Source organism: Pseudoalteromonas sp. T1lg75 (genome assembly GCF_002964705.1).
Taxonomy (GTDB): domain Bacteria; phylum Pseudomonadota; class Gammaproteobacteria; order Enterobacterales; family Alteromonadaceae; genus Pseudoalteromonas.
Genome location: NZ_PQCD01000053.1, coordinates 289,827 through 311,521 on the forward strand (window position 1 = coordinate 289,827; position 21,695 = coordinate 311,521).

The 21,695-nt window shown below is 50.8% G+C and carries 21 protein-coding genes and 1 pseudogene; 16 read left to right on the top strand and 6 right to left on the bottom strand.

Features of this window, described 5'->3' with window-relative positions:
- Window positions 1–61: 61 nt before the first annotated feature.
- From C2M36_RS13930 to pspF, 6 genes and pseudogenes are all read right to left on the bottom strand, one after another.
- A complete protein-coding gene (locus tag C2M36_RS13930; protein ID WP_105255405.1) occupies window positions 62–823 on the bottom strand; it encodes an ATP-binding cassette domain-containing protein in 762 nt (253 codons plus the stop codon).
- A complete protein-coding gene (locus C2M36_RS13935; protein ID WP_105255406.1) occupies window positions 823–1,863 on the bottom strand; it encodes an oligopeptide/dipeptide ABC transporter ATP-binding protein in 1,041 nt (346 codons plus the stop codon). The genes C2M36_RS13930 and C2M36_RS13935 overlap by 1 nt, the downstream gene beginning before the upstream one ends.
- The gene (locus C2M36_RS13940) at window positions 1,863–2,756 is read right to left on the bottom strand and encodes an ABC transporter permease subunit (protein ID WP_105255407.1); all 894 of its coding nucleotides are present in this window, start codon (window positions 2,754–2,756) and stop codon (window positions 1,863–1,865) included. Before C2M36_RS13940 ends, C2M36_RS13935 begins: the two co-directional genes overlap by 1 nt.
- On the bottom strand, window positions 2,743–3,777 hold the full coding sequence (locus C2M36_RS13945) for an ABC transporter permease (protein ID WP_105255408.1): 1,035 nt from the start codon (window positions 3,775–3,777) through the stop codon (window positions 2,743–2,745). The genes C2M36_RS13940 and C2M36_RS13945 overlap by 14 nt, the downstream gene beginning before the upstream one ends.
- Window positions 3,774–5,377: pseudogene (locus tag C2M36_RS13950) on the bottom strand (ABC transporter substrate-binding protein). Before C2M36_RS13950 ends, C2M36_RS13945 begins: the two are co-directional and overlap by 4 nt.
- A gap of 3 nt (window positions 5,378–5,380) precedes the next feature.
- The gene (gene pspF, locus C2M36_RS13955; protein ID WP_105255409.1) at window positions 5,381–6,472 is read right to left on the bottom strand and encodes a phage shock protein operon transcriptional activator; all 1,092 of its coding nucleotides are present in this window, start codon (window positions 6,470–6,472) and stop codon (window positions 5,381–5,383) included.
- A gap of 189 nt (window positions 6,473–6,661) precedes the next feature.
- Between pspF and pspA the strand changes: the two genes are divergently transcribed.
- The 16 genes from pspA to C2M36_RS14035 all read left to right on the top strand — a co-directional run bounded on the left by pspA (window position 6,662) and on the right by C2M36_RS14035 (window position 21,635).
- Entirely contained in the window at window positions 6,662–7,333 is a 672-nt protein-coding gene (gene pspA, locus C2M36_RS13960) for a phage shock protein PspA (protein WP_105255410.1), read from the top strand.
- Window positions 7,334–7,415: 82 nt separating this feature from the next.
- The gene (gene pspB / locus C2M36_RS13965) at window positions 7,416–7,649 is read left to right on the top strand and encodes an envelope stress response membrane protein PspB (protein ID WP_105255411.1); all 234 of its coding nucleotides are present in this window, start codon (window positions 7,416–7,418) and stop codon (window positions 7,647–7,649) included.
- The gene (gene pspC / locus C2M36_RS13970; RefSeq protein WP_105255412.1) at window positions 7,646–8,044 is read left to right on the top strand and encodes an envelope stress response membrane protein PspC; all 399 of its coding nucleotides are present in this window, start codon (window positions 7,646–7,648) and stop codon (window positions 8,042–8,044) included. Before pspB ends, pspC begins: the two co-directional genes overlap by 4 nt.
- Before the next feature lie 76 nt (window positions 8,045–8,120).
- Complete coding sequence (locus C2M36_RS13975) at window positions 8,121–9,512, top strand: YcjX family protein (protein ID WP_105255413.1); 1,392 nt, start codon at window positions 8,121–8,123, stop codon at window positions 9,510–9,512.
- Window positions 9,509–10,558, top strand: coding sequence for a TIGR01620 family protein (locus tag C2M36_RS13980; RefSeq protein ID WP_105255414.1), 1,050 nt, complete (start codon window positions 9,509–9,511; stop codon window positions 10,556–10,558). The genes C2M36_RS13975 and C2M36_RS13980 overlap by 4 nt, the downstream gene beginning before the upstream one ends.
- A 109-nt stretch (window positions 10,559–10,667) precedes the next feature.
- Window positions 10,668–11,852, top strand: coding sequence for a methionine gamma-lyase (gene megL / locus C2M36_RS13985; protein WP_105255415.1), 1,185 nt, complete (start codon window positions 10,668–10,670; stop codon window positions 11,850–11,852).
- Window positions 11,853–12,089: 237 nt separating this feature from the next.
- A complete protein-coding gene (gene phhA / locus C2M36_RS13990) occupies window positions 12,090–12,887 on the top strand; it encodes a phenylalanine 4-monooxygenase (protein ID WP_105255526.1) in 798 nt (265 codons plus the stop codon).
- A gap of 10 nt (window positions 12,888–12,897) precedes the next feature.
- Entirely contained in the window at window positions 12,898–13,242 is a 345-nt protein-coding gene (locus C2M36_RS13995) for a 4a-hydroxytetrahydrobiopterin dehydratase (RefSeq protein ID WP_105189970.1), read from the top strand.
- Between the two features lie 111 nt (window positions 13,243–13,353).
- Window positions 13,354–13,899, top strand: coding sequence for an adenine phosphoribosyltransferase (apt, locus tag C2M36_RS14000; protein ID WP_105199146.1), 546 nt, complete (start codon window positions 13,354–13,356; stop codon window positions 13,897–13,899).
- A 2-nt stretch (window positions 13,900–13,901) separates the two neighbouring features.
- Window positions 13,902–16,355 carry a DNA polymerase III subunit gamma/tau gene (dnaX, locus tag C2M36_RS14005; protein ID WP_105255416.1) on the top strand — a complete coding sequence of 818 codons (2,454 nt, stop codon included), beginning with the start codon at window positions 13,902–13,904 and terminating at the stop codon, window positions 16,353–16,355.
- 56 nt (window positions 16,356–16,411) lie between these two features.
- A complete protein-coding gene (locus C2M36_RS14010; protein ID WP_105189967.1) occupies window positions 16,412–16,738 on the top strand; it encodes a YbaB/EbfC family nucleoid-associated protein in 327 nt (108 codons plus the stop codon).
- A gap of 146 nt (window positions 16,739–16,884) precedes the next feature.
- Window positions 16,885–17,673: an FG-GAP repeat protein gene (locus C2M36_RS14015; protein WP_105255417.1), complete on the top strand. Its 789-nt coding sequence runs from the start codon at window positions 16,885–16,887 to the stop codon at window positions 17,671–17,673.
- 100 nt (window positions 17,674–17,773) lie between these two features.
- Entirely contained in the window at window positions 17,774–18,385 is a 612-nt protein-coding gene (gene recR, locus C2M36_RS14020) for a recombination mediator RecR (protein WP_105212950.1), read from the top strand.
- A gap of 144 nt (window positions 18,386–18,529) precedes the next feature.
- Window positions 18,530–20,446, top strand: coding sequence for a molecular chaperone HtpG (gene htpG, locus C2M36_RS14025; protein WP_105255418.1), 1,917 nt, complete (start codon window positions 18,530–18,532; stop codon window positions 20,444–20,446).
- Window positions 20,447–20,580: 134 nt separating this feature from the next.
- Window positions 20,581–20,925: a hypothetical protein gene (locus C2M36_RS14030; protein WP_105255419.1), complete on the top strand. Its 345-nt coding sequence runs from the start codon at window positions 20,581–20,583 to the stop codon at window positions 20,923–20,925.
- A gap of 104 nt (window positions 20,926–21,029) precedes the next feature.
- On the top strand, window positions 21,030–21,635 hold the full coding sequence (locus C2M36_RS14035; protein ID WP_105255420.1) for a class I SAM-dependent methyltransferase: 606 nt from the start codon (window positions 21,030–21,032) through the stop codon (window positions 21,633–21,635).
- Window positions 21,636–21,695 lie beyond the last annotated feature (60 nt).

Consider the following 21,695-nt stretch of genomic DNA (forward strand, 5'->3'; position numbering starts at 1 on the left):
TAATAGGTTAAGTGTGTCCTGAGTCCGTACTTGAACCCTAAGCTTGTTTTATCCAGGGTAACTAGCAGGTCAGCAGCCGCTGACAGGTTTTTGATTGCGGGTTGGTGAAGATTTCCCGGGTGTTACCGTACTCCACAACCTCGCCGTGATCCAACACCATCACCTGATCGCTCATATGCTTTACCAGGCTCAGGTGGTGGGTGATCAATACATAGCTTAGGCCGCTCTCGCGTTGCAACTCCAACAGCAGATTCACCGTCTGTGCCCGTACCGAAGGATCCAAAGAGGATAAGGCTTCATCAAGCACCAACACCTTGGGGTCGAGGATAAGCGCTCTGGCGAGCGCCACTCGCTGCAACTGCCCGCCGGAGAACATATGCGGATAATAGTGGCGGTGCTCAACTAACAAGCCCACTTTGGAGAGGGTCTGCTTAATTTTTTCCAGGCGCTCGGCAGCGCTTAATTTAGTATTAAAACGCAGGCAATCGTCCAAGGTTTCCTCTATGGTCAGGGCCGGATTAAGCGAGGTCGTTGGGTCTTGAAAGATCAGGCGGATAGCACTGCTATCACCCAAATGCTTGGGGCCATCCTTAATCAGCTCGCTTTCAAGAATGATCTGCCCACTACTGACTTCATCGGCACCGGCCAACACCTTGGCGAGCGTGCTTTTCCCCGCGCCGGTTTCGCCTATCACCGCCAGGGTTTCGCCTTGGCCAATACAAAAGGAAATATCTTTGAGCAGGGACACCTTTTTATGGCTGAGCAAACCGGCGCGGACATTGATCATTTTATTCAGTGCTTGCACTTTCAGTAGGGGTTGCATCAGCTTTGCTCCTGCTTATGTTCCTGTAATTCCTGCTCTAGCGTATGTTCTTTCTCCTGCTTATGCAGCGGAAAGTGGCAGGCGTAGCTGTGGCCATGCTCTTTTTCCAGCTTAGGTGTCACCACACAGGCTTTTTGTGCGTTGGGACAGCGGGGACCCAGGCGACAGCCTATTGGCAGGTGCTGCAAGGTCGGAATGGTGCCTTTGAGGGCGTACAGGGGTTGCTTATGGCCCAGGGCCATATCGTAGTCGGGCAGGCTTTGCAGTAATGCCTTGGTGTAAGGATGGCGCGGGTGAGCAAATACCTGCTCGGTGGGCCCTGCTTCTACCATCTGACCGCAATACAGTACATGCATGCCATGGGTCCAGTCTGTGAGCTCTTCGAGTTCGTGGGAGATCATCAAGATGGACATGTTTTTGAGCTGGTTTAAACTCTTTAACAGCCTAAATACCTGGGCGCGCGTGGTACTCTCAAGCGCCGTGGTGGGTTCATCGGCAATAAGCAAGCGCGGTGAGCGGGCGATGGCCATGGCGATCATCACCTTTTGACACACCCCTTCGGAGAGTTCATGAGGGTAGCTGGACAGCACCTTTGAGTGCTCCTTGATACCGACCTTATGCAACAAGGCACGTACGCGTTTTTTCTTGGCACGGCGGCGCTGGAAAATATTACCGCTTTGATCCGTTTCGGGAATACTTTCTTCAATCTGGTCGCTGATTTTCGCCGTTGGATCCAGGCAGCGGCTTGGCTCCTGATAAATCATCGCCAGGTCTTGGCTCACCAGCTTACGGCGCTTTTCATCGGACAGGCGCATTAGGTCCACACCGCGCCAGTGCATACGATCCGCACGCACCTCCCAGCGTTTATTGAGGGCACCCACCAAGGCTTTGGCAATCAGACTCTTCCCCGAGCCGGACTCGCCGATAAGGGCATGCACTTCACCTTCTTTAAGGCTGAAATTAACACCGTCAACCACGCGAATAATGGAGTCCGAGGTTTTCAACTCTATGGTGAGGTTGCGAATATCAAGTAACTGCATTAGTCCGCCCGTCGCTCTTTAAGTACGTTGCGCAGGCCATCGCCAACCAGGTTGGTGGACAGCACGGCTAAAAATAGCAAGATCCCCGGCAGCGCTACGGTCCAGGGCGCCAGATAAATTAAGCCGAGGTTTTCCGCCAAAATCGCACCCCATTCTGCGGTCGGGGGCTGGGCACCGAGCTTTAAAAAGCCCAGGGCAGCAATATCGAGGATTGCCAGCGACAAGGCCATGGTGAAGATAACCACGATGCGCTCATAAATGTTGGGGAAAATACCGCGCACTAAAATTTGCCAATGGTTAGCGCCGTCCAAACGAAAGGCGCTGATATAGTCCTTGCTCAGCTCTTCCACCACCAGGTTGCGTACCGAGTGAATAAATTGCGGCAGCAGTGCGAAAATAATGGCCCAGACGGTATTCATCAGACCCGGACCGAGTATGGCAATAATAATAATGGCCAGCAGCAACGAGGGGATGGACAGGGTGATATCAAGCAGGTGATTCAAAAAGCTGGCCCGCAGTCCGCGGCTGATCCCAGCAACCGTACCCACCAACACGCCCACGAGCGTGGTCACCAGCGCCGCCACGATAGATAGGCCAAAGGTGTAGGTGGCGCCATTCATTAGCCTGGAGAGCACATCACGGCCCAGATCATCGGTGCCGAGAATAAAGCGCACATCGCCGTCTTCGTGCCAAGATGGCGGGATCAACAGCGCGTCGGCATGTTGCTCATTGATACCATAAGGCGCCAACAGGGGGGCGGTGGCCGCTAACACGGTAAGCGCCAGGAACAACCACAAGCCAACCAGGGAAACGTGGTTGGCCCTAAATTTACGCCACAGCCTGAAAAGCGGCGAGACGTTGGATTGTTCGGTAAATAATTTAAAGTTTGCCATGCGCTTGATTCCGTGAGATCGGGTCGAGCAGGGTATAGAGTAACTCGGTGAAAATAGTCGCAAAAATAATAAACATGGAAATAGCTAACAGGCCACCCTGAATAGCCGGGAAGTCACGCTGATAAATGCTGTCGATAAGCCAACGGCCTATACCCGGCCAGGAGAAAATAACTTCGGTGATCATCGCCAGGGTGATCAAGGCGCTAAACTGCAAACCAATTTGCTTAATGACCGGCAGCAAGGCGTTACGCAGGGCGTGGTGAATAATCAACTGGCGACGACTCAGACCCTTGGCGCGCGCGGTTTTGATGTAATTTTGTTCTAGTACGTTGAGCATGGAATCACGGGTAAAGCGCACCAATACCGTGGTTGGGTAGGTGGCCAGCACTAGGGTCGGCAATGCCAGGTGATGCAGGGCATCGGTAAAGGCCTGACCGCCATAGGGGAAACCGGCAAGCATCACATCAAGGAGAATAAAGTGGGTGCTGGCGGGTATTTCATACAATAAACTGATGCGTCCGGACATGGGGAACAGGCCCAATTGCAGGCAAAACACCATGATCAATAACAGCGCCAGCCAAAATATGGGCACCGAGTAACCCACCAGGGTGATGCCGCTGATCAGCTTATCGGGCCAACGACCCTGCGACAGCGCCGCGAGAATACCGGCGGGAACGCCGACAATCACCGAGACCAACAAGGCATACACGGCGAGCTCGAAGGTGGCCGGTGCCAAGGTAAGCACATGACTAAAAACCGGATCCCCTGAGGCAAAGGATAAGCCCCAGTCCCCTTGGAGAATACGCCCGACAAAGGCCAGATATTGGCTGATATAGCCCTCATCGAGATGGTACTTGGCGCGTAGCTCGGCGCTTTGTGAAAAGCCCGCAGTTTCTATGCCACTGAAATTGGTGAGCGGCTCTCCGGGAAACAGATAGCCCAGGGAAAAGGTAAACAGGCTCAGGGTAAAGAGCATAAACAGCAGCAGCGAGAACCGGCGAATGGCAAATTCAAACATCATGGCTCTTTACTCGCGTGGGCTAGGGAAATACCGCCAAACGGGCTTAGGGTAATGCCTTGGATATTGGCATCATTGGCCTGTGAGCGTTTACCGTGGGCCAAAGGCAGCAGCGGCAATTGCTCGGCAATCATTTGCTGGGCCTTAACATAAAACTCTTTGCGCTGTGCTTGATCCGTGGTGGCCAGTGCCTGGGTGAGCAAAAAGTCGAATTCCGGGTTACACCAGTTGGCTGGGTTTTTACCGCTAAAGGTAGCGGCACAACTGAGTAAGGGACTAAAGAAGTTATCTGGGTCCGGGGTGTCGGCAGCCCAGCCCAATAACACGCTGTCGTGACGATGTTCATCGACGCGCTGCAAGAAGGTGTTCCACTCGTATTCGACTATGCGCACCTTCACGCCCACCTCGCGTAAGTCGCTCTGCATCAGCTCCGCCATTTTACGCGCGTTGGGGTTGTAAATCCGGCTCACCGGCATGGCCCAAATGCTCATTTCAAAGCCATTTTCATAGCCGGCCTCGGCCAGTAGCTCGCGGGCCTTATCCGGGTTGTATCCGGGTAAGTTATTTTGTTCCTGGTAGGCCCAACTAATGGGCGGCAGCATGGAGGTCGCCTTCACACCTTGGCCGTAATACACCGCCTGCATGATTTTATCCACATTAATGGCGTGGGCGAGGGCACGACGCACCTCGGGGTTGTTAAAGGGCACACGCTCTGTGTTAAAGGCCCAGTAGCCAATATTTAAATTATCCTGCTGCTGTAAGTCTATGTCACTGCGCTGGCGTAATACATCGAGCTGGGTGGCACTGGGGTGCGGGGTGACATCACACTCCTTGGTTAACAGCTTGACGATACGCGTGGTGCCGTTGGGGGTAATATCAAACACCAGCTGGTCGAGGTTGACCTGGTGCTCCCAATAATCCGGGTGGCTGTAATAGCGAATAAAGCGGTCTCGTTGATACTCGCGATAAACGAAGGGTCCGGTGCCCACTGGGTATTGGTCGAACAGCTCCATTTGCTCGTTTTCCATCAGTTTCATGGCGTACTCGCGCGAGGTGATGGCGGCAAAGTCGGTGGCCAGGTTGGCTAAAAAGCTGCTTTCCGCATTAAAGAGCTCAAAGGTCACCTGATATTCCGAGTCCTTGCGAATATTGCGGATCAACTGATCCAAGCCGACACTTTGAAAATACGGGTAATTGGCTTCACCAACAAAGTGATAAGGATTATAGACATGAACAAGCGATTAAAGGAGAAGACTACATCGTCGGCGTTGAAAAGGCGCGTGGGTGAGAAATAGGCGGTGTTATGAAAATGCACGTCTTCACGCAGTTTAAAGGTGATTTCGGTGCCATCTCGGCTTATTTTCCAACTGGTCGCCAGCTCGGGAATAAATTCGCCGCTGACCGGGTCGATACGCAGCAGTCTGTTGTAAAGTTGTTTGGAAATGATGTCTATGGTGGAGCCGGAGGTGGTCACCTGAGGGTTAAACGACACCGGGTTGGCTTCGGCGCAATAAACCATGCCTTCTATGGGCGCATAGTGGGCATCTTCATTTTGGCACCCGGCGAGAACTAACGCCACGGTGCCCAACAACCATTTATACACGGGCTAAGCCTCTTGTTTTTGCTGCGAATCAAGCAAATTGTATTTCTTTAAATATCCTCTCAGTTGATGATACGTTAATCCGAGCATTTGTGCAGTTTTCTTTTGATTAAATTGACTAAATTTAAGCGCTTGGCGTAACAGCTCGGTTTCGTATTCAGCGGATAACTGCTTCAGGTCGCACGGGAAGCTAAAGCTTGGTTCGCTGGTGTTGTTGGCCACCGTCCCAGCGCTTCCTGAGTCACTGTTTTGGGCCGAGTCGTGAGCGCCTATTGATGGCGTGGCGATCGGGCGGTTAGTTGATGCCTGTGGTCGAAACGGGCTGGCAAAGGGATCAAGGTTAATGCTGTGCACCGCCAGGTCTTCATTACCATGGCGATAGAGGCTGCGTTCAATTACGTTTTTTAATTCACGCACATTGCCGGGCCAGTGATATTCCAACAGGGCTTGTTTGGCTCGGGTGGTAAAGCCGCTAAAGAGTTCCCAACCGAGATTACGGGCCATGTTTATGGCGAAGTGCTCTGCCAACAGCAATATATCTTCTTGGCGCTCACGCAGTGGCGGCAAGGTGATCACATCAAACGCGAGGCGGTCGAGTAAGTCGTGGCGAAAATGCCCTTGGTCGGCCAGGGCGGGTAAGTCTTCATTGGTGGCACAAATGAGCCGGGTGTCGACCTTAATTGGCGCGCGGCCACCGACGCGCTCAAACTCGCCATATTCTATTACCCGTAACAGTTTTTCCTGTACCGCGGCCGGGGTATTGGCTAATTCATCGAGGAACAGGCTACCGCCATTGGCGCGCTCGAAGCGCCCTTCATGGCGTTTGCTGGCGCCAGTAAAGGCCCCGCTTTCATGGCCAAACAGCTCGCTTTCCAGCAAATTTTCGTTCAGCGCCGCACAGTTGAGGCTCACATAGCTTTGATCCCAACGTCGCGAGAGATAGTGTAAACGGGCGGCAATAAGTTCTTTACCCGTACCGCGCTCGCCAATCACCAACACCGGCTTATCCAGTGGCGCCAGTTGAGAAACCTGATCGAGCACGGTTAAAAAGCTGTCGGATTGGCCGAGCAGATTGTCATTTTTACGAAACTGACTCATTTACACTAACTCTTAGTAATTTTTGCTAAAGCTTAGTGTATTTCATTATTTGACGATTAGAAAGGGGTTTGTTAAAAGTGGTGTAACTGAATGAAAAGTATGGCTTTATTAAGTTATTTTAAAGTTGGCAAGCAACTTGATACCACGTAGAGTAGTCAACGAAGACTTCTACATTTGAGGTATAAGATTATGGGAATTTTCTCACGTTTTGCAGATATCGTTAATTCGAATATCAATGCCATTTTAGACAAGGCCGAAGATCCTGAAAAGATGGTACGCCTGATTATTCAGGAAATGGAAGACACCTTGGTTGAGGTGCGTTCTACTTCGGCAAAAACTTTGGCGGAAAAGAAAGATCTTAGCCGTCGCTTGGAAACACTGAACAAGCAGGTTGAGCAGTGGCAGGAAAAAGCCGAGCTGGCGCTGTCGAAAGACCGTGACGACCTGGCTCGAGCGGCGCTTATCGAAAAGAATAAGGCGGCGGAAGCCCAAGTTGCTCTAGAGCGCGAGATGGAGCATGTTGAAGAGCACATCAACAAGCTGCAGCAAGAGATCAGTACCTTGCAGGAAAAGCTGAGCGATGCCAAAGCTCGTCAAAAAGCCATTATTTTGCGTCAACGCTCGGTACAATCGCGCCTTGATGTCAAGAAAACACTTGATGGCAACAAGGTACAGGACGCGCTTGATAAGTTTGAGCGTTACGAAACTAAAATCGACGGTTTAGAAGCCCAGGTTGAATCGTACGAGCTAGGTCAAAAGTCATTGTCTGACGAGATCGAACAGTTGGAAAAAGACGAAAAGATCGACGACGAATTGTCGGCGCTTAAAGCGAAAATGGGTAAAAGTGAAAAAGCAGAATAACAATGATTAGTGGGCGAGCTCGACAAGTTTCACGGCTACGCCCACACTTATAATACGCCGAAGCAACAGGCAGGAGAGGAAGATGTTTGATTTTGATTTATTATTGCCCCCCATCGTAATATTTTTGGTGTTGGTGGCGCCGCTGTGGCTTATTCTGCACTATCGCAGTAAAAAGCAAGTAAGCCAGGGGTTGAGCGAGCACGAGCATCGTCAATTGGTTGAGCTGGCGAACAAGGCCGAGAAGATGGCCGAGCGTATTCATACGCTAGAAACGCTGCTTGATCAGGAATCGCCACAGTGGAGGAATAAGGTATGAGCACCAAGCGCGAACTCTATCGCGACCCCAAACGCGGTAAATTAGCCGGGGTATGTGCGGGGATCAGCGATTACTTTAATATCGAACTGTGGCTGGTACGCATTGTTTTCGTCACCGCCGTTCTACTTGCCGGTGGCCCACTGTTTATCGTTGCCTATATTGCCGCCTGGTTTATTCTGGATACCAAGCCCGCAGACGTGGCTCAAGCAGACGCGCAAAAAGCGGCACATGTGGGTGAGGTTAAAGCCAAGGTCTGGCAAAGGGGTGAGCCGCCACGCAAGGCACTGAAAGATTTAAAAGAGTTTATGACCGATTTAGATGGGCGCATTCAGCGCATGGAAACCCATGTGACCTCGCCAACCTTTACGGTGAGCCGAGAAATAAACAAACTTTAATAATCCCATCCTGCCCAATGGATAAGCTGACCTCGTCGGCTTATCCTTTTATTGTTTTAGGGAAAAAGGAGCTAATTTGTCCTACTCTCGCCTTGATACGCTCAAAGACAAAGCTAAAAAAACACTGCAGCGCACCCTCGATGGTCATATCACTCTGGCGGTGACCGGCTTGTCTGGCAGCGGTAAAACCGCATTTATTACTGCCTTGGTACACCATTTAAGTGAGCAGGCCAACGATAAGAATCTGCCTTTTTTCCGCGTCATGCGCGAAGGGCGCCATATAGCGACCACCCAGGTGCCACAAAAAGCCCTGAACATTCCGACTTTCGGCTATCGCCATGCCATCGAAAGCATTACTCAGGAGCCGCCACAGTGGCCACAATCTACCAAGCGCATTAATACCTTGCGCCTGGCCATGCGCTATCGCCCCCACCGCGGGCTGCGGGCGCAACTTGGCGACACCGCCACCTTGACCATAGATCTAATCGATTACCCCGGCGAATGGTTAATGGACTTGCCGATGCTGAATATGGATTACGCTACCTGGAGCGAACGTCAGATCACCATGCTTAATTCCAAGGTCCGCCGCGCCCATAGCGAATCTTTTTTAGCGCAACTGGCAGGCTTTGATAGCCAGGCCCCAGTGGATGAAGCACAACTAAAGACCCTGAGTAATGAATATAAACAGGCGTTGATGACCATTAAAGCCAATGCCCATGCCGCCAATTTACAGCCAGGGCGCATGCTTATTCCCGGTGAATTGGAAGGGGCACCCTTGTTGGCATTTTTCCCTTGCCCAACGCCGCAGGAATCTGGTGAGAACACCCAGTATACCCAACTGCAAGCGCGTTTCGAGGCCTATAAAAGCCAGGTGGTGAAGCCGTTTTATAAAGACTATTTTTGCCGCTTTGACCGTCAGGTGGTGTTGGTGGATTTACTTCAGGCCTTAAAACTCGGTCCGGAGATCTTTGCCGAGCAGGCCGAAGCCATTACCGAGTTACTGGCGTTTTTTGAATACGGTAAAAGCAACCTGCTGCGACGCTTATTCCGCCCCAACATAGATAAGCTGCTGTTTGTAGCGAACAAGGCCGATCAGGTCGGGGTGAACTACCACCAGGACTTAGCCCTGCTGTTGCATGACTTGGTGAAGGCCAAGGCCAATGAACTCGCTTTTGCCGGGGTCGAAGTCGACACCATGGCTATGGCCGGGGTGTGCGCCACTCAAAGCAAGACGGTCAGTGAGCAAGGCCGTAATTTGCACTGTATATATGGTAAACCCCTAAGCGAGGAAAACTGGCTTACCTATTTACCGCCACAGCCACCACGGCATCGCCTTAACGAAGGGCAGTGGCCAAAACAAGGTTTTGATTATATCGATTTTGCGCCGCTGCCAGGTAATGACGGCAAGCTGCGTCATATGCGCCTCGACCATGCCTTAGAATTTTTATTGGGAGATAAGCTGCGATGAGCGACGAAGTAAAGTTGAGCGCCGGACGCCGCATACAAGAGCAAGGCCCCACACCAGGGGCCGAGCAACTGCAAGGCGCGCAGATAGTGGCGCGCTCTGAACAAGCCCCTAGCAGCGAAGAGGAAGCCCTCTTTGGTGATGACTCTGAACTTGAACAAAGCATCGAGAGCACCATCAAGGGTCGCAAGGGCTCGCTGTTAAAGCGGTTATTTGTATTATTGTTACTTAGTTTAATCCTGGTGGAGACCGGATTGAGCATTGTCGCCAGCTTTGCCACCGCATGGTGGTTAGGCGCCTTATACAGCGCCGTGATCGCCTTGGCTGTACTATTAATGGGGCGCTTGTTATGGCGTGAGTTGGTGAATTTAAAGCGTTTGAAGGTCAATCAACATCATCAGCAGCAGGCCGAGCGTTTGCTTGAGAGCGAGCAAATAGGTCAGGCCTTGCCCTGGTTGCAAAGCGTTAATCAGATACAAACTCATCCTGAATTTGAAACCTTTAAGGCGCGCATTGGCGATCATTTAAGCGACCGTGAGGTGATGATCTTATATCGCGATACACTGCTGGTCAGTCAGGACCAACAAGCCAAGCAGTTGATCAATCGTTATGCGGTGGAGTCTGCGGTACTGGTGTCGGTGAGTCCACTGGCGGTGGTCGATATGCTGGCGGTGCTGTGGCGTGGCTTAAAGCTGGTGGATGTATTGGCTAATAACTATGGTCTGGCTCTGGGATATATGAGTCGGGTGCGCTTATATCGCAGTCTGCTCAAGCAAATGCTGTTCGTGGGCTCAACCGAATTGCTGGCCGATTTGGCCGCCACCGCCTTTGGTGGCAAGTTGTTAAGCGTGTTGTCGACGCGAGCGGCGCAGGGCCTCAGTGCCGGCGTACTCACCGCGCGCATAGGCTATAAAACCATGGAGCTATGTCGTCCCTTGCCGCGTCTTGAAGCGAAACCTTCGCTGCTTAGGGCCACGGTGAAAAGTCTGGCCAGTCGGTTGGCGCGAGTCGACAAACAAACCAATGAAGAGCAAAAAAACGTCAACTAAGGTTGACGCTTTTTTGGCCCTAAAATAGTGTTTCATGGCCGTCCAAGCGGCTAGCTTGCTTGTTTTTAAAACAATTATGCCCCTATTTTAAAAGAAAAAAGGTGGCAATATGAGCAAACACACATACACAGACGAAACCCTTTGCATCCACAGCGAGCAAGGTCGACAGGATCCCCACAGAGCGCTTGCGGCGCCCTTATATCAAACCTCTACCTTTGTCTTCGACAACGCTGCTCAAGGGGCAGCACGCTTTGCTGGCGAAGAAGCCGGCTATATATATTCTCGCTTAGGCAACCCTACTGTCCGTGAGCTTGAAGAGCGACTGGCGGCACTTGAACAATGTGAAGATGCGGCGGCCTGTGCCACGGGGATGGGAGCGGTTTCGGCGGCGGTCATGAGCTTTTTAAGCGCCGGCGACCATCTGATTGCATCCAAGACCGTTTATGGCTGCACCTATGCCTTATTTAGTCATCTGCTCACTCGCTACGGGGTTGAAGTGACCTTTGTCGACTTTAGCGATCTGGACGCTATTAAGGCGGCGCGCCAGCCCAACACCAAGATGGTCTTTGCGGAAACCCCGGCCAACCCAAATATGAAGGTGTATGATCTTGAGCAGATCTGCGCCTTTGCCAAACTGCATAACCTAATAAGTGTTGTCGATAACACCTTCTTGACGCCGCTGTTGCAAAAACCGGCTACCCTGGGGGCGGATTTAGTGGTGCACAGTGCCACCAAATACCTAAACGGCCACGGTGATGTGGTGGCAGGGCTGGTGTGCGGCAGCGCCGAGCATATACAAACTATTAAGTTTACCGTGCTTAAGGATATAGGCGCGACCATGAGCCCGTTCGACGCCTGGTTGATCCTGCGTGGTTTAAAAACCTTGTCGGTCCGCATGAAGGCGCATTGCCAAGGGGCACATACGGTGGCTGAGTACTTGGCCGCCCACGAAAAAATTGAAAAGGTGTATTACCCAGGTCTGGCAGGGGACCCCGGCCATGCTTTTATTGGCACGCAGATGAAAGACGCAGGCGGTGTTATTGCGTTTGAGCTCAAAGCTTCGTTGAAAAAAACGGAATCCTTTATCAATCGCCTTGAACTGTGCACCCTGGCGGTGAGTTTAGGTGACACCGAAACGCTAATACAACATCCGGCCTCAATGACACACTCCACCTATGAGCCTGAGCAGCGCCGCGCCGCCGGGATAAGCGATGGCCTGGTGCGCATTTCCATTGGCCTCGAAGATGTTAACGAAATTATTGCGGATTTAGAAATGGGGTTGGCATCCATTTAGTTAGGTGTAATTAATATTGTACGAATGTTTTGATAGGTATCCCTTTAATTTAAAGGGGTGTCTATTTTTGTTTATGTGCGTGTAATTTTAGGTTTACGAACGATTGTGTTTGACGATAGCCCTTGTTAGCTCCATCTATTACAAATCTGCGTACTTTTACTTAGTATCTGGTTAACACAGATTAGCTACCAGTTGAGCGTTTAGGTACGTTCATTGGTCGAAGATGTAAAGGTTATTATGGCTAAGTCAAGTAAGTATGTCTCCAAGACCCCCGATGAAAATGGGGTGATCCACTGGAGCGATGAAGAGAACCAAATTTGGTCAGAATTGGTTGAGCGTCAGTTGGCCTGTATTGAAGGCAAGGCCTGTGACGAATACCTGGAAGGGTTAAAGAAAATTAACCTGCCACATGATCGCATTCCGCAATTACACGAACTGAATGAAGTGTTAGAGCGCGAAACCGGCTGGCAGGTTGCCCCTGTGCCGGCGCTTATCGACTTCGATGAGTTTTTCCGTTTATTGGCGAACAAACAATTTCCTGTGGCGACCTTTATTCGTACCCGTGAAGAGTTCGATTATCTGCAAGAACCGGATATTTTCCATGAAATCTTTGGTCATTGCGCCATGCTGACCAACCCGGATTTTGCCGAGTTTACTCATAAATACGGTCAGCTAGGCTATGCGGCAGATAAAAAAGACCGCGTCTATCTAGCACGTCTATACTGGTTCACCGTTGAGTTCGGCCTGATGCAAACCGAAAAAGGTCTGCGTATATACGGCGGCGGCATCTTATCGAGCCCGGGCGAAACCCAGTACGTGTATGGTGATGAGCCAGAAATTAATCCAATGAATGTACTGAATGTGCTGCGCACACCGTACAGAATCGATATTATGCAACCGGTGTACTACACCATTAACTCCATCCATGATTTATTTGATATTTCACAGATGGATCTGATGGCATTGGTAGCCGAGGCAAAAGAATTAGGCTTGTTTGAGCCCAAATTTCCCCCTAAAGAAAAGATAGCAAGTTAAGGAATTAGTAATGTCTGAATTAAGCGCACAAAAATGTGAAGCGTGTCGTGCGGATGCGCCTAAGGTGTCAGATGATGAATTGGCAGTATTGATCAGAGATATCCCTGAGTGGGTGCCTGAAGTACGTGATGGCATTATGCAGCTTGAGCGAGTATTTAAGTTCAAAAACTTCAAGCAAGCACTGGAGTTCACCAACCTAGTAGGCGCCATGGCCGAAGAAGAAGGTCATCACCCGGGTCTTCTGACCGAATGGGGCAAAGTGACCGTTACTTGGTGGTCGCACTCTATCAAGGGTCTGCACAAGAATGATTTCATTTGTGCTGCCAAAACAGACGCGGTTTTTGCTGCTCTGTAATTAAATACTTCCGTGTTTGAGCCACCTCGCTATTCTCTAGCCGGGTGGCTTTTTTGTTTTTCACAACTTGCTATAATGCAGCGCTAAACAAAACAAAATATGAAATGAAATATGAGCGCTGCTGATCTTGATTACATCAAGCAATCCATTGCTACGGTTGCCGATTATCCTAAACCGGGCATTATGTTCCGTGACGTTACCAGCCTATTAGCCGACCCTAAGGCATTACAACTGACCATAGATCATATGGTTAATAAGTATAAAGACCTTGGTTTTACCAAGATCATTGGTACCGAATCGCGCGGCTTTATCTTTGCCGCACCTTTGGCTTATGTATTAGGTGTGCCTTTTATTCCGGTGCGTAAGCCGGGCAAATTACCTCGTGCGGTCATTGCACAAAGCTACCAGTTAGAATATGGTGAAGATACCCTGGAGCTGCACCAAGACGCCATAGTGGCCGGTGATAAGGTATTGTTAGTCGATGATTTATTGGCAACTGGCGGCACCATTGAAGCCACCGCGAAATTGGTTGCCAAGCTCGGCGGCGAAGCAACTCATGCGGCCTTTGTGGTTTCCTTACCGGACTTAGGCGGTGAGCAACGCGTGCGCCAACAGGGAATTGACGTATTTAAACTAGTCGAATTCGAAGGCGATTAAGCATGAGCTATCAGGTTCTTGCCAGGAAATGGCGACCGCAAACCTTTCACCAACTTGTTGGTCAAGACCATGTAAAACAGGCACTGGTAAACGCCCTGAATGAACAGCGTTTACACCATGCTTATTTGTTTACAGGGACGCGAGGCGTGGGTAAAACCACCATCGCCCGAATCTTTGCCAAGAGCCTGAACTGTGAGCAGGGTATTTCAGCTCAGCCCTGCGGCCAATGTAGCACCTGCTTAGATATCGAAGCGGGTAAGTACATAGATCTTATCGAAATCGACGCGGCCTCACGTACCAAGGTTGAAGACACCCGGGAAATCCTCGATAACGTGCAATATGCACCGACACGAGGACAATTCAAGGTGTACCTTATCGATGAGGTGCACATGCTTTCCAAACACAGCTTTAACGCGCTGTTAAAAACCTTGGAAGAGCCCCCCGAACATGTGAAATTCTTGCTGGCGACCACAGATCCGCAAAAATTGCCGGTGACCATCTTATCTCGCTGTTTGCAGTTTAATCTCAGCGCCTTATCGGTTCCGCAGATCAGCACCCAGTTGCAGCACATTCTCGGCCAGGAACAAATCCATTACGAAGACTCGGCCCTGGCGGTACTGGCCAAGGCAGCCGACGGCAGTATGCGTGATGCCTTGAGCCTGACCGATCAAGCCATAGCTCAAACCAATGGGCGGCTGGTGGAAGAGGCGGTCAAAGACATGCTCGGCCTAATGGATGTACGTTTTGCCCAGCAGCTACTGAGTGCCGTACTCCTGCACGATGGCGCCGAGCTGATGCAACAAACCCGAGCCTTAGCGCAGCGTAACCCTAATTATGTTGCGGTGTTAGACGATTTACTTAACCTGATGCATGGCATCCAGCTGACTCAGCTGGTGCCCAGCGCCGCGGCGCTTAGCGAGCGCGATGCCCAATACGTCATTGCGGCGGCCAGCAGCGCCGATCCTCAGCATATTCATACTCTGTACCAATTGCTGTTAAGCGGCAAACGTGACTTGCAATGGAGCAGCTCACCACAGGTAGGCTTTGAAATGCTGATGTTACGCCTACTTGCCTTTGAACCGGCGGCCTTGGCATCCATGCCAACAGCGCAAACCAATGTGAGCGAGATGGCCAGCCCTAAGGCCTCGGGCCAAGAGCAAGCGGCTAACCTGCGCGCCATGCTGGCCCGCAATAATAATGATCTGGCTTCAGCGCCAAAAGCTGCTAGGCCAGAGCCTGTGTCCGCACCTGCGGCTACACCCGCGACAACGCCTGTCGCTGCACCTGAAGTGCCTTCTGAATCCTCTGCACTAGCTGTAGAAATGGATGAGGAAGTGGCGCAGGAGCAAGAAGCAGCGGCGCAATTTGATGCCGTGTTACAACAGGCTCAAGAGTTAGGTTATCAGGGCAGCGAGCCAGTGCAGCCTAATACAGCAGAGCCTGTATTCCAGCACCAAGCCGCACCAGAGCAAGTACATCAGGGCGCCGTTCAAGAACAAGACCAAGTGCAACCCCGCATTGAGCAAATGCAGCCAGTAAGTCCAGAGCCGGACAATCAAGCTCAGGCGGCACCGGCCGAGCAGCTTCATGCCTTGGAAGAGCAAACTCAATCGGCCATCGCCCGTATTCTGCAAAACCGTAAGTTGGCAACGCCTTCGGCAACGTCTTCGGCAAAGCCTGCGCCTGCAGCCGCACCTGGCCAAAGGGCGCAAAGCGGCAATGAAGTGATCCAAGGTGGCGGTGACGTAAAAAAGGCAGCGGCCCGGGGTGAGCGGGCCGAACTAAGCGCATCACCAGGTTATTTTGATACCCCTGTTGCAACTGCAGTTGCCATGCCTGAGCCTGCTCAGCAACAGCAACAGCAACAGCAACAGCAACAGCAGCTAGAAGCGGCCAAGCGTAAGCAAACGCCGGCGCAGCGCCTGCTCGACAGGCACCAGCCGGACCCGCAAAAGCTGGCCCCCGAGTTGCTGCAACAGTTGCAGGCACCGGCGACAAATACCGAGGCGCAAGAGCAGCCCTTGGTGATCCCCGTGCCCGAAGGCTTTACCAGCAGCATTAGCGACATCAAATTTGCCCATCAGCAAGATGCCTGGGCGGCCTTGATAGACGAGATGAATTTAGGTGGGCGTACCCGTCAGTTTGCCCTGCAAAGCTGTTACCGTAAGGAACAAGGGCAGGTGCTTTTGCAGGTTGATGCCAGTCAGCAACATCTCGATGGACCGGCGTTACGCGAACGCTTGGCGCAATGTTTTAGCGAGCAACTGGGCGAGCCTATCGAATTGCATATAGCGTTTAGCCCAGAGGTAGCGGGTACGCCAAAACTGATCCAAGAAGCGCTCGACGCTCAGCGTTTGCAACAGGCGGTGGCGGCGATGCACGGTGATAACAATGTGCAGCGTTTAATGACGCAATTTTCGGCGATCCTTGATGAAAACTCGGTGCAGCCATTGTAATTTTTCCTCGCTGGCCTTATCTTTGCCAGCATAGATTTAAATGAAGAGAGAACACTATGTTTAAAGGTGGAATGGGCAACATGATGAAGCAAGCGCAGCAAATGCAAGAGCGCATGCAAAAAGCCCAAGAAGAAATCGCTAACTTAGAAGTAACCGGTGAAGCCGGTGCCGGCCTGGTTAAAGTAACCATGCTGGGTAGCCACAATGTGCGTCGCGTTGAGCTGGATGAGAGCTTGATGGAAGACGACAAGGATATGATTGAAGACCTACTGGCTGCTGCCTGTAACGACGCCGTACGTCGTGTAGCCGAAGAAAGCCAGAAGCGCATGGCCGAAGTAACCGGTGGTATGAACTTACCTCCTGGTTTCAAAATGCCGTTCTAATTAAGAACCATATAAAAATAGCGCCTTAGGGCGCTATTTTTTTGCTCATTAGTCCCTAAGAGCAATACGTTTAGATACTCAGATGCGTTATCATTGGCATCACAATAAGACCCCTCAGAAAACCCCAAGAGAAAGGATACTCGGCTATGAAGTTCAAACTAACCCCAATTTTAATGACGACGACACTGCTTGCGCTTGGCTCGATGCACGTTCAAGCCGGCGACCAAAGCTTGAAAGCCCTCCAGGCAATAGAAGAATTTAAAGAACCCTTTATACATATGATTGAGGACGGTGGTGAATTTTTTTGCCCGGACGCGGATACACAGGGAAGCCTAAGAAAATATGCCAGTTGCGATGAGTATTCAGCCTTGCTCAAGCGCGGTTGCTATGGCAAATCACGAGAGGAGTTTGGGCGGGAACTCGTCTACGGTGCAGCGTGCGCCGAGTTGACCCTGCTTGAACAGGTCAAGGTGGCCAAGGAAAATCATTTTGATATGGACTCTGCCAATTGGTGGCACCATATTCCCACCAGCATCATTCCATTACCAGGTGGGATTGAGAGCGACGAAATGAAGCAGCAAGCACAACGTGAGCTTGAAACCCTGGTTAAAGGCAAGACCCTGGGTGAGCTCTCGCTTGTTAATAACAAAAGTCACCCACGCTTGTTTGAGGCCGTGCTTGGTTCACACACGCGAGAGTGTGGCGTGGTAAAGGATACGCTTAAATTGTTTGTGCAATTAATCGCCGACTTTAACGGCGATGGCAAGGCCGACTTGCTGCTGAGCGGCACTCGCAGTAACCTTTCCGATGATTGCCCTTTAAATGCCTACAAAGAGGGCGGCGGCTCGACCACTTTCTTGTACGAGAAACACAGTGCTCAGTCAGAACTTAAAGTTACGCCATATCGAGAGCTAATCGAGTCGGCCTCAAAGTAGGGCTAACAACTCCCTTATACTTTTGCGCTTGGTTTTGATACCTTAACGCCACATAATAGAGCGCTGAATTACACAGTGTCGCAGCTTAATCGGAATTTACATGCAGCTTTCGCCAAAATTAACTCAACTTGTTGATGCTTTGCGTTGTTTACCGGGCATAGGCCCGAAATCGGCTCAGCGGATTGCCTTTCACTTATTGGAGCGTGACCGTGAGGGCGGCAGCCAATTGGGGGCTGCGTTAAGCCAGGCCATGGTGGATATTGGTCATTGCAACAGTTGTCGTACTTTTACCGAGCAAGAGCAGTGCGAGCTGTGTGGCAATATTAAACGCCAGGATTCCGGCTTGCTGTGTGTGGTGGAATCGCCCAGCGACGTATTAGCGGTGGAGCAAACCGGGCATTATCAGGGCCTATACTTTGTCTTAATGGGTCACTTGTCGCCCCTTGATGGCATTGGCCCAAAAGAAATTGGCCTGGATGTGCTCGAGCAGAAGCTGGCCGCGGGAGACATTAACGAGGTGATCCTGGCGACTAACCCGACGGTAGAGGGCGAAACCACGGCCCATTATATTGCCGAGCTGTGCAAGCAATACCAGGTGGGTGCCTCACGCATCGCCCATGGTGTGCCTGTCGGTGGCGAGCTGGACCTGGTTGATGGCATGACCTTATCCCATGCCTTTAATGGCCGTAAGCAGGTCACCTTCGACGATTGATTTGCTCTAAAATCCAGCAAAAATGCGCCTTTTGGCGCTTTTTTCGTTTTTTATCTCTTGAATCCCAACCGCATCACCCCATATACAAGAGCATATCTGGTTATCAACCTACTCAGTTGAACCTGTTTGCTAACGGAGAGAGAAATGACAGCAACATCAGAAAAAGAAACGCTTGGCTTTCAGACTGAAGTAAAGCAACTGCTTAACTTAATGATCCACTCTTTGTATTCAAACAAAGAGATCTTCCTGCGTGAGCTGGTATCGAATGCTTCTGATGCCGCAGATAAACTGCGCTTTCTAGCCCTTGAAAATGGCGATCTGTACGAAGGCGATGCAGAACTCAAGGTGCGTATTAGCGCCGATAAGGACAAGGGCACGGTAACCATTGCCGATAATGGTATCGGTATGACCCGTGATGAAGTGATCAGCGCCTTAGGCACCATTGCTAAATCAGGCACCGCAGAATTTTTCAAAAACTTGACCGGTGACCAAGCCAAAGACTCTCAGCTGATCGGTCAATTCGGTGTGGGTTTCTACTCGGCCTTTATTGTGGCCGACAAAGTAACCGTGCGCACGCGCAAAGCCGGTGAAGCGCATGCTATCGAGTGGGAATCAAAAGGTGAGGGTGACTACACCCTGGCCGAGATCGACAAAGACAGCCGTGGTACCGAAATCATCCTGCACCTGCGCGACGATGAAAAAGAGTTCCTCGATGATTTCCGCCTGCGCGGCATAGTTAATAAATACTCGGATCATATCGCCATTCCGGTAGAGATGTACCGTGAGCCAGTACCAGAATCAGAAGGCCCGGATGGCGAGAAAATCGAAGCGCAACCGGGTCACTGGGAAGCCATTAATAAGGCAGAGGCGCTGTGGACTCGTGATAAATCAGAGATCAGCGATGAAGAATACCAGGAGTTTTACAAGCATGTAGGTCACGACTGGGAAGAGCCGCTGACCTGGGCACACAACAAGGTGGAAGGTAAAACCGAATACACCAGCTTGCTGTACATTCCTAAGCGCGCCCCCTTTGATATGTATAACCGCGAGCGTCAAAGCGGCTTAAAGCTGTATGTACAACGCGTATTTATCATGGATGACGCCGAGCAGTTTATGCCAAGCTACCTGCGTTTCGTAAAAGGTCTGTTGGACTCAAACGATCTGCCGCTAAACGTGTCTCGTGAGATTTTACAAGACAACAAGATCACCCAAACAATTCGTAAGGGCTGTACTTCTCGCGTGTTGAAAATGCTGGATCGCATGGGTAAGAACAAACCGCAAGAGTATCAAACCTTCTGGGATGAATTCGGCAGCGTGATCAAAGAAGGTCCGGCGGAAGACATGGCGAACAAAGAAGCCATTGCCAAGCTGCTGCGCTTTGCTTCAACGCATACGGACGAAGCCACGCAGAATGTGTCACTCGAGCAGTACATCGAGCGTATGAGCGAAGGCCAGGACAAGATTTACTACGTGGTGGCCGACAGCTTTGAAGCAGCGAAAAATTCGCCACACCTTGAGATCTTCCGCAAGAAGGGCATCGAAGTCTTGCTACTGAGCGACCGTGTCGACGAGTGGATGATGAGCCACCTCACCGAGTTCCAGGACAAGCAGTTCCAGTCGATCACTCGCGGCGACTTGGACTTAGGTGACCTTGACGACGAAGAGAGCAAAAAGGCCCAAGAAGAGTCTGAGAAGGAAGTGGAAGGCTTGCTTGAGCGCATTAAAACGGCGCTGGGCGATAAGGTCAAGGAAGTACGCTTTACCCATCGCCTAACGGACTCACCGGCCTGTGTGGTTGCCGATGAGCACGATATGAGCTCACAGATGATCAAGCTTATGGAGTCCGTCGGTCAAAAGGCACCGGAAACCAAGCCGGTCTTTGAGCTCAACCCTGAGCACCAGCTGGTTAAGCACCTTAACGACGAGCAGGACGAAGACAAGTTTACTCAGTGGTCAGAGGTACTGCTGGACCAGGCTCTGCTTGCCGAGCGCGGCAGCTTAAAAGACCCGGCCGGGTTTGTAACCCGCCTGAATAAGCTGATGCTGGATTTAAGCAAGTAACAAGTAAAAAATCCCAACTTTGAGCCCGAGCTAACCACTCGGGCTTTTTTTATGAGATATCGAGTGATTTCCATAAATTACATAAGATAGACTAGGGGAGTTCTTTTCTAACTAAATGATTTCAAGGATGAAAAATGCAAGACTTTCTGTTAGTTATGATTTTTATAATCTCAGCGCTCATCTATCCAGTTTTTTTTGTTTTTATGATGATGTTTTCGGAGCACTTAGACAAACAGGTGTTTAAAGAGAAAACTCCGGCTTTCTTTAGGTATCTAGCCTTACCACTATGGAGTGATAAATATAATAAGTTTGAAGAACGTTCCCACAAAAAAATTTTATTCTTTTTTATTCCGGGCATCTTGTTAGCGTGTTGTTTTGGTTATGCGCAAAAAGCGATTAAAGACAAAACCGCTTCTTTTTTTGCGACCTTTCTTGCGGTATTAATAGTGCTGGATATCACTCTTATAATAATTCGATAAGCTTCCCAAAGTGCCCATTGGTTGTTGTGGTTTTACTTTGGTTACGTGCCAGAGTGATGAAATAACAGTGACACCTAGATGCCTGTCAAAACAAGGAATAGGGGATGACAACCACAGAGAAAAGTCGCTATTACGACTTAACCGAGCACAGCGCCGTGAGAGATGACTTGCGCTTCGCTGTGACGTGCGTGGCTAAACATGGGGTGGTTATCGATTGTGGTTGTGGTGCGGGTGCCGACATTGCCTATTTACGCGCACAGGGTTTTACCGTGCATGCCTTTGATATAGAGTCCGAAGCCATGGCGCGTTGCCAAACGCGTTTTAGTCATGACCCGCACGTTCACCTTAGCCAAGCGAGCTTTTCCAGTTTTGCCTATCCTCAGGCCGACCTCATTGTTGCCGATGCCAGCTTATTTTTTTGCCCGGTAGCTGAGTTCGATCGGGTTTGGGAGAGACTCACTGGCGCCCTGTTGCCGGACGGTCTATTTTGTGGCTCCTTTGTCGGCCCCGAAGACACCATGGCCTCCGAGCACTACAGCAGGGATGCCTATTGGCCCGAGGTTTTGGTGTTGGATGAAACGCAAATCAAACATAAGTTGCTAGGGTTTGACATACTGCGTTGGCAAGAACACAGGGTATCCGGTGAAACCGCCAATGGCGAGCCGCATCACTGGCATATATTCTCCGTGGTGGCGAGAAAATCAAACTAAAGGCGTTGCCAGCGGCGTTGAAACATACACGGCCCATCGCAAGCACTTGCGCACAACATG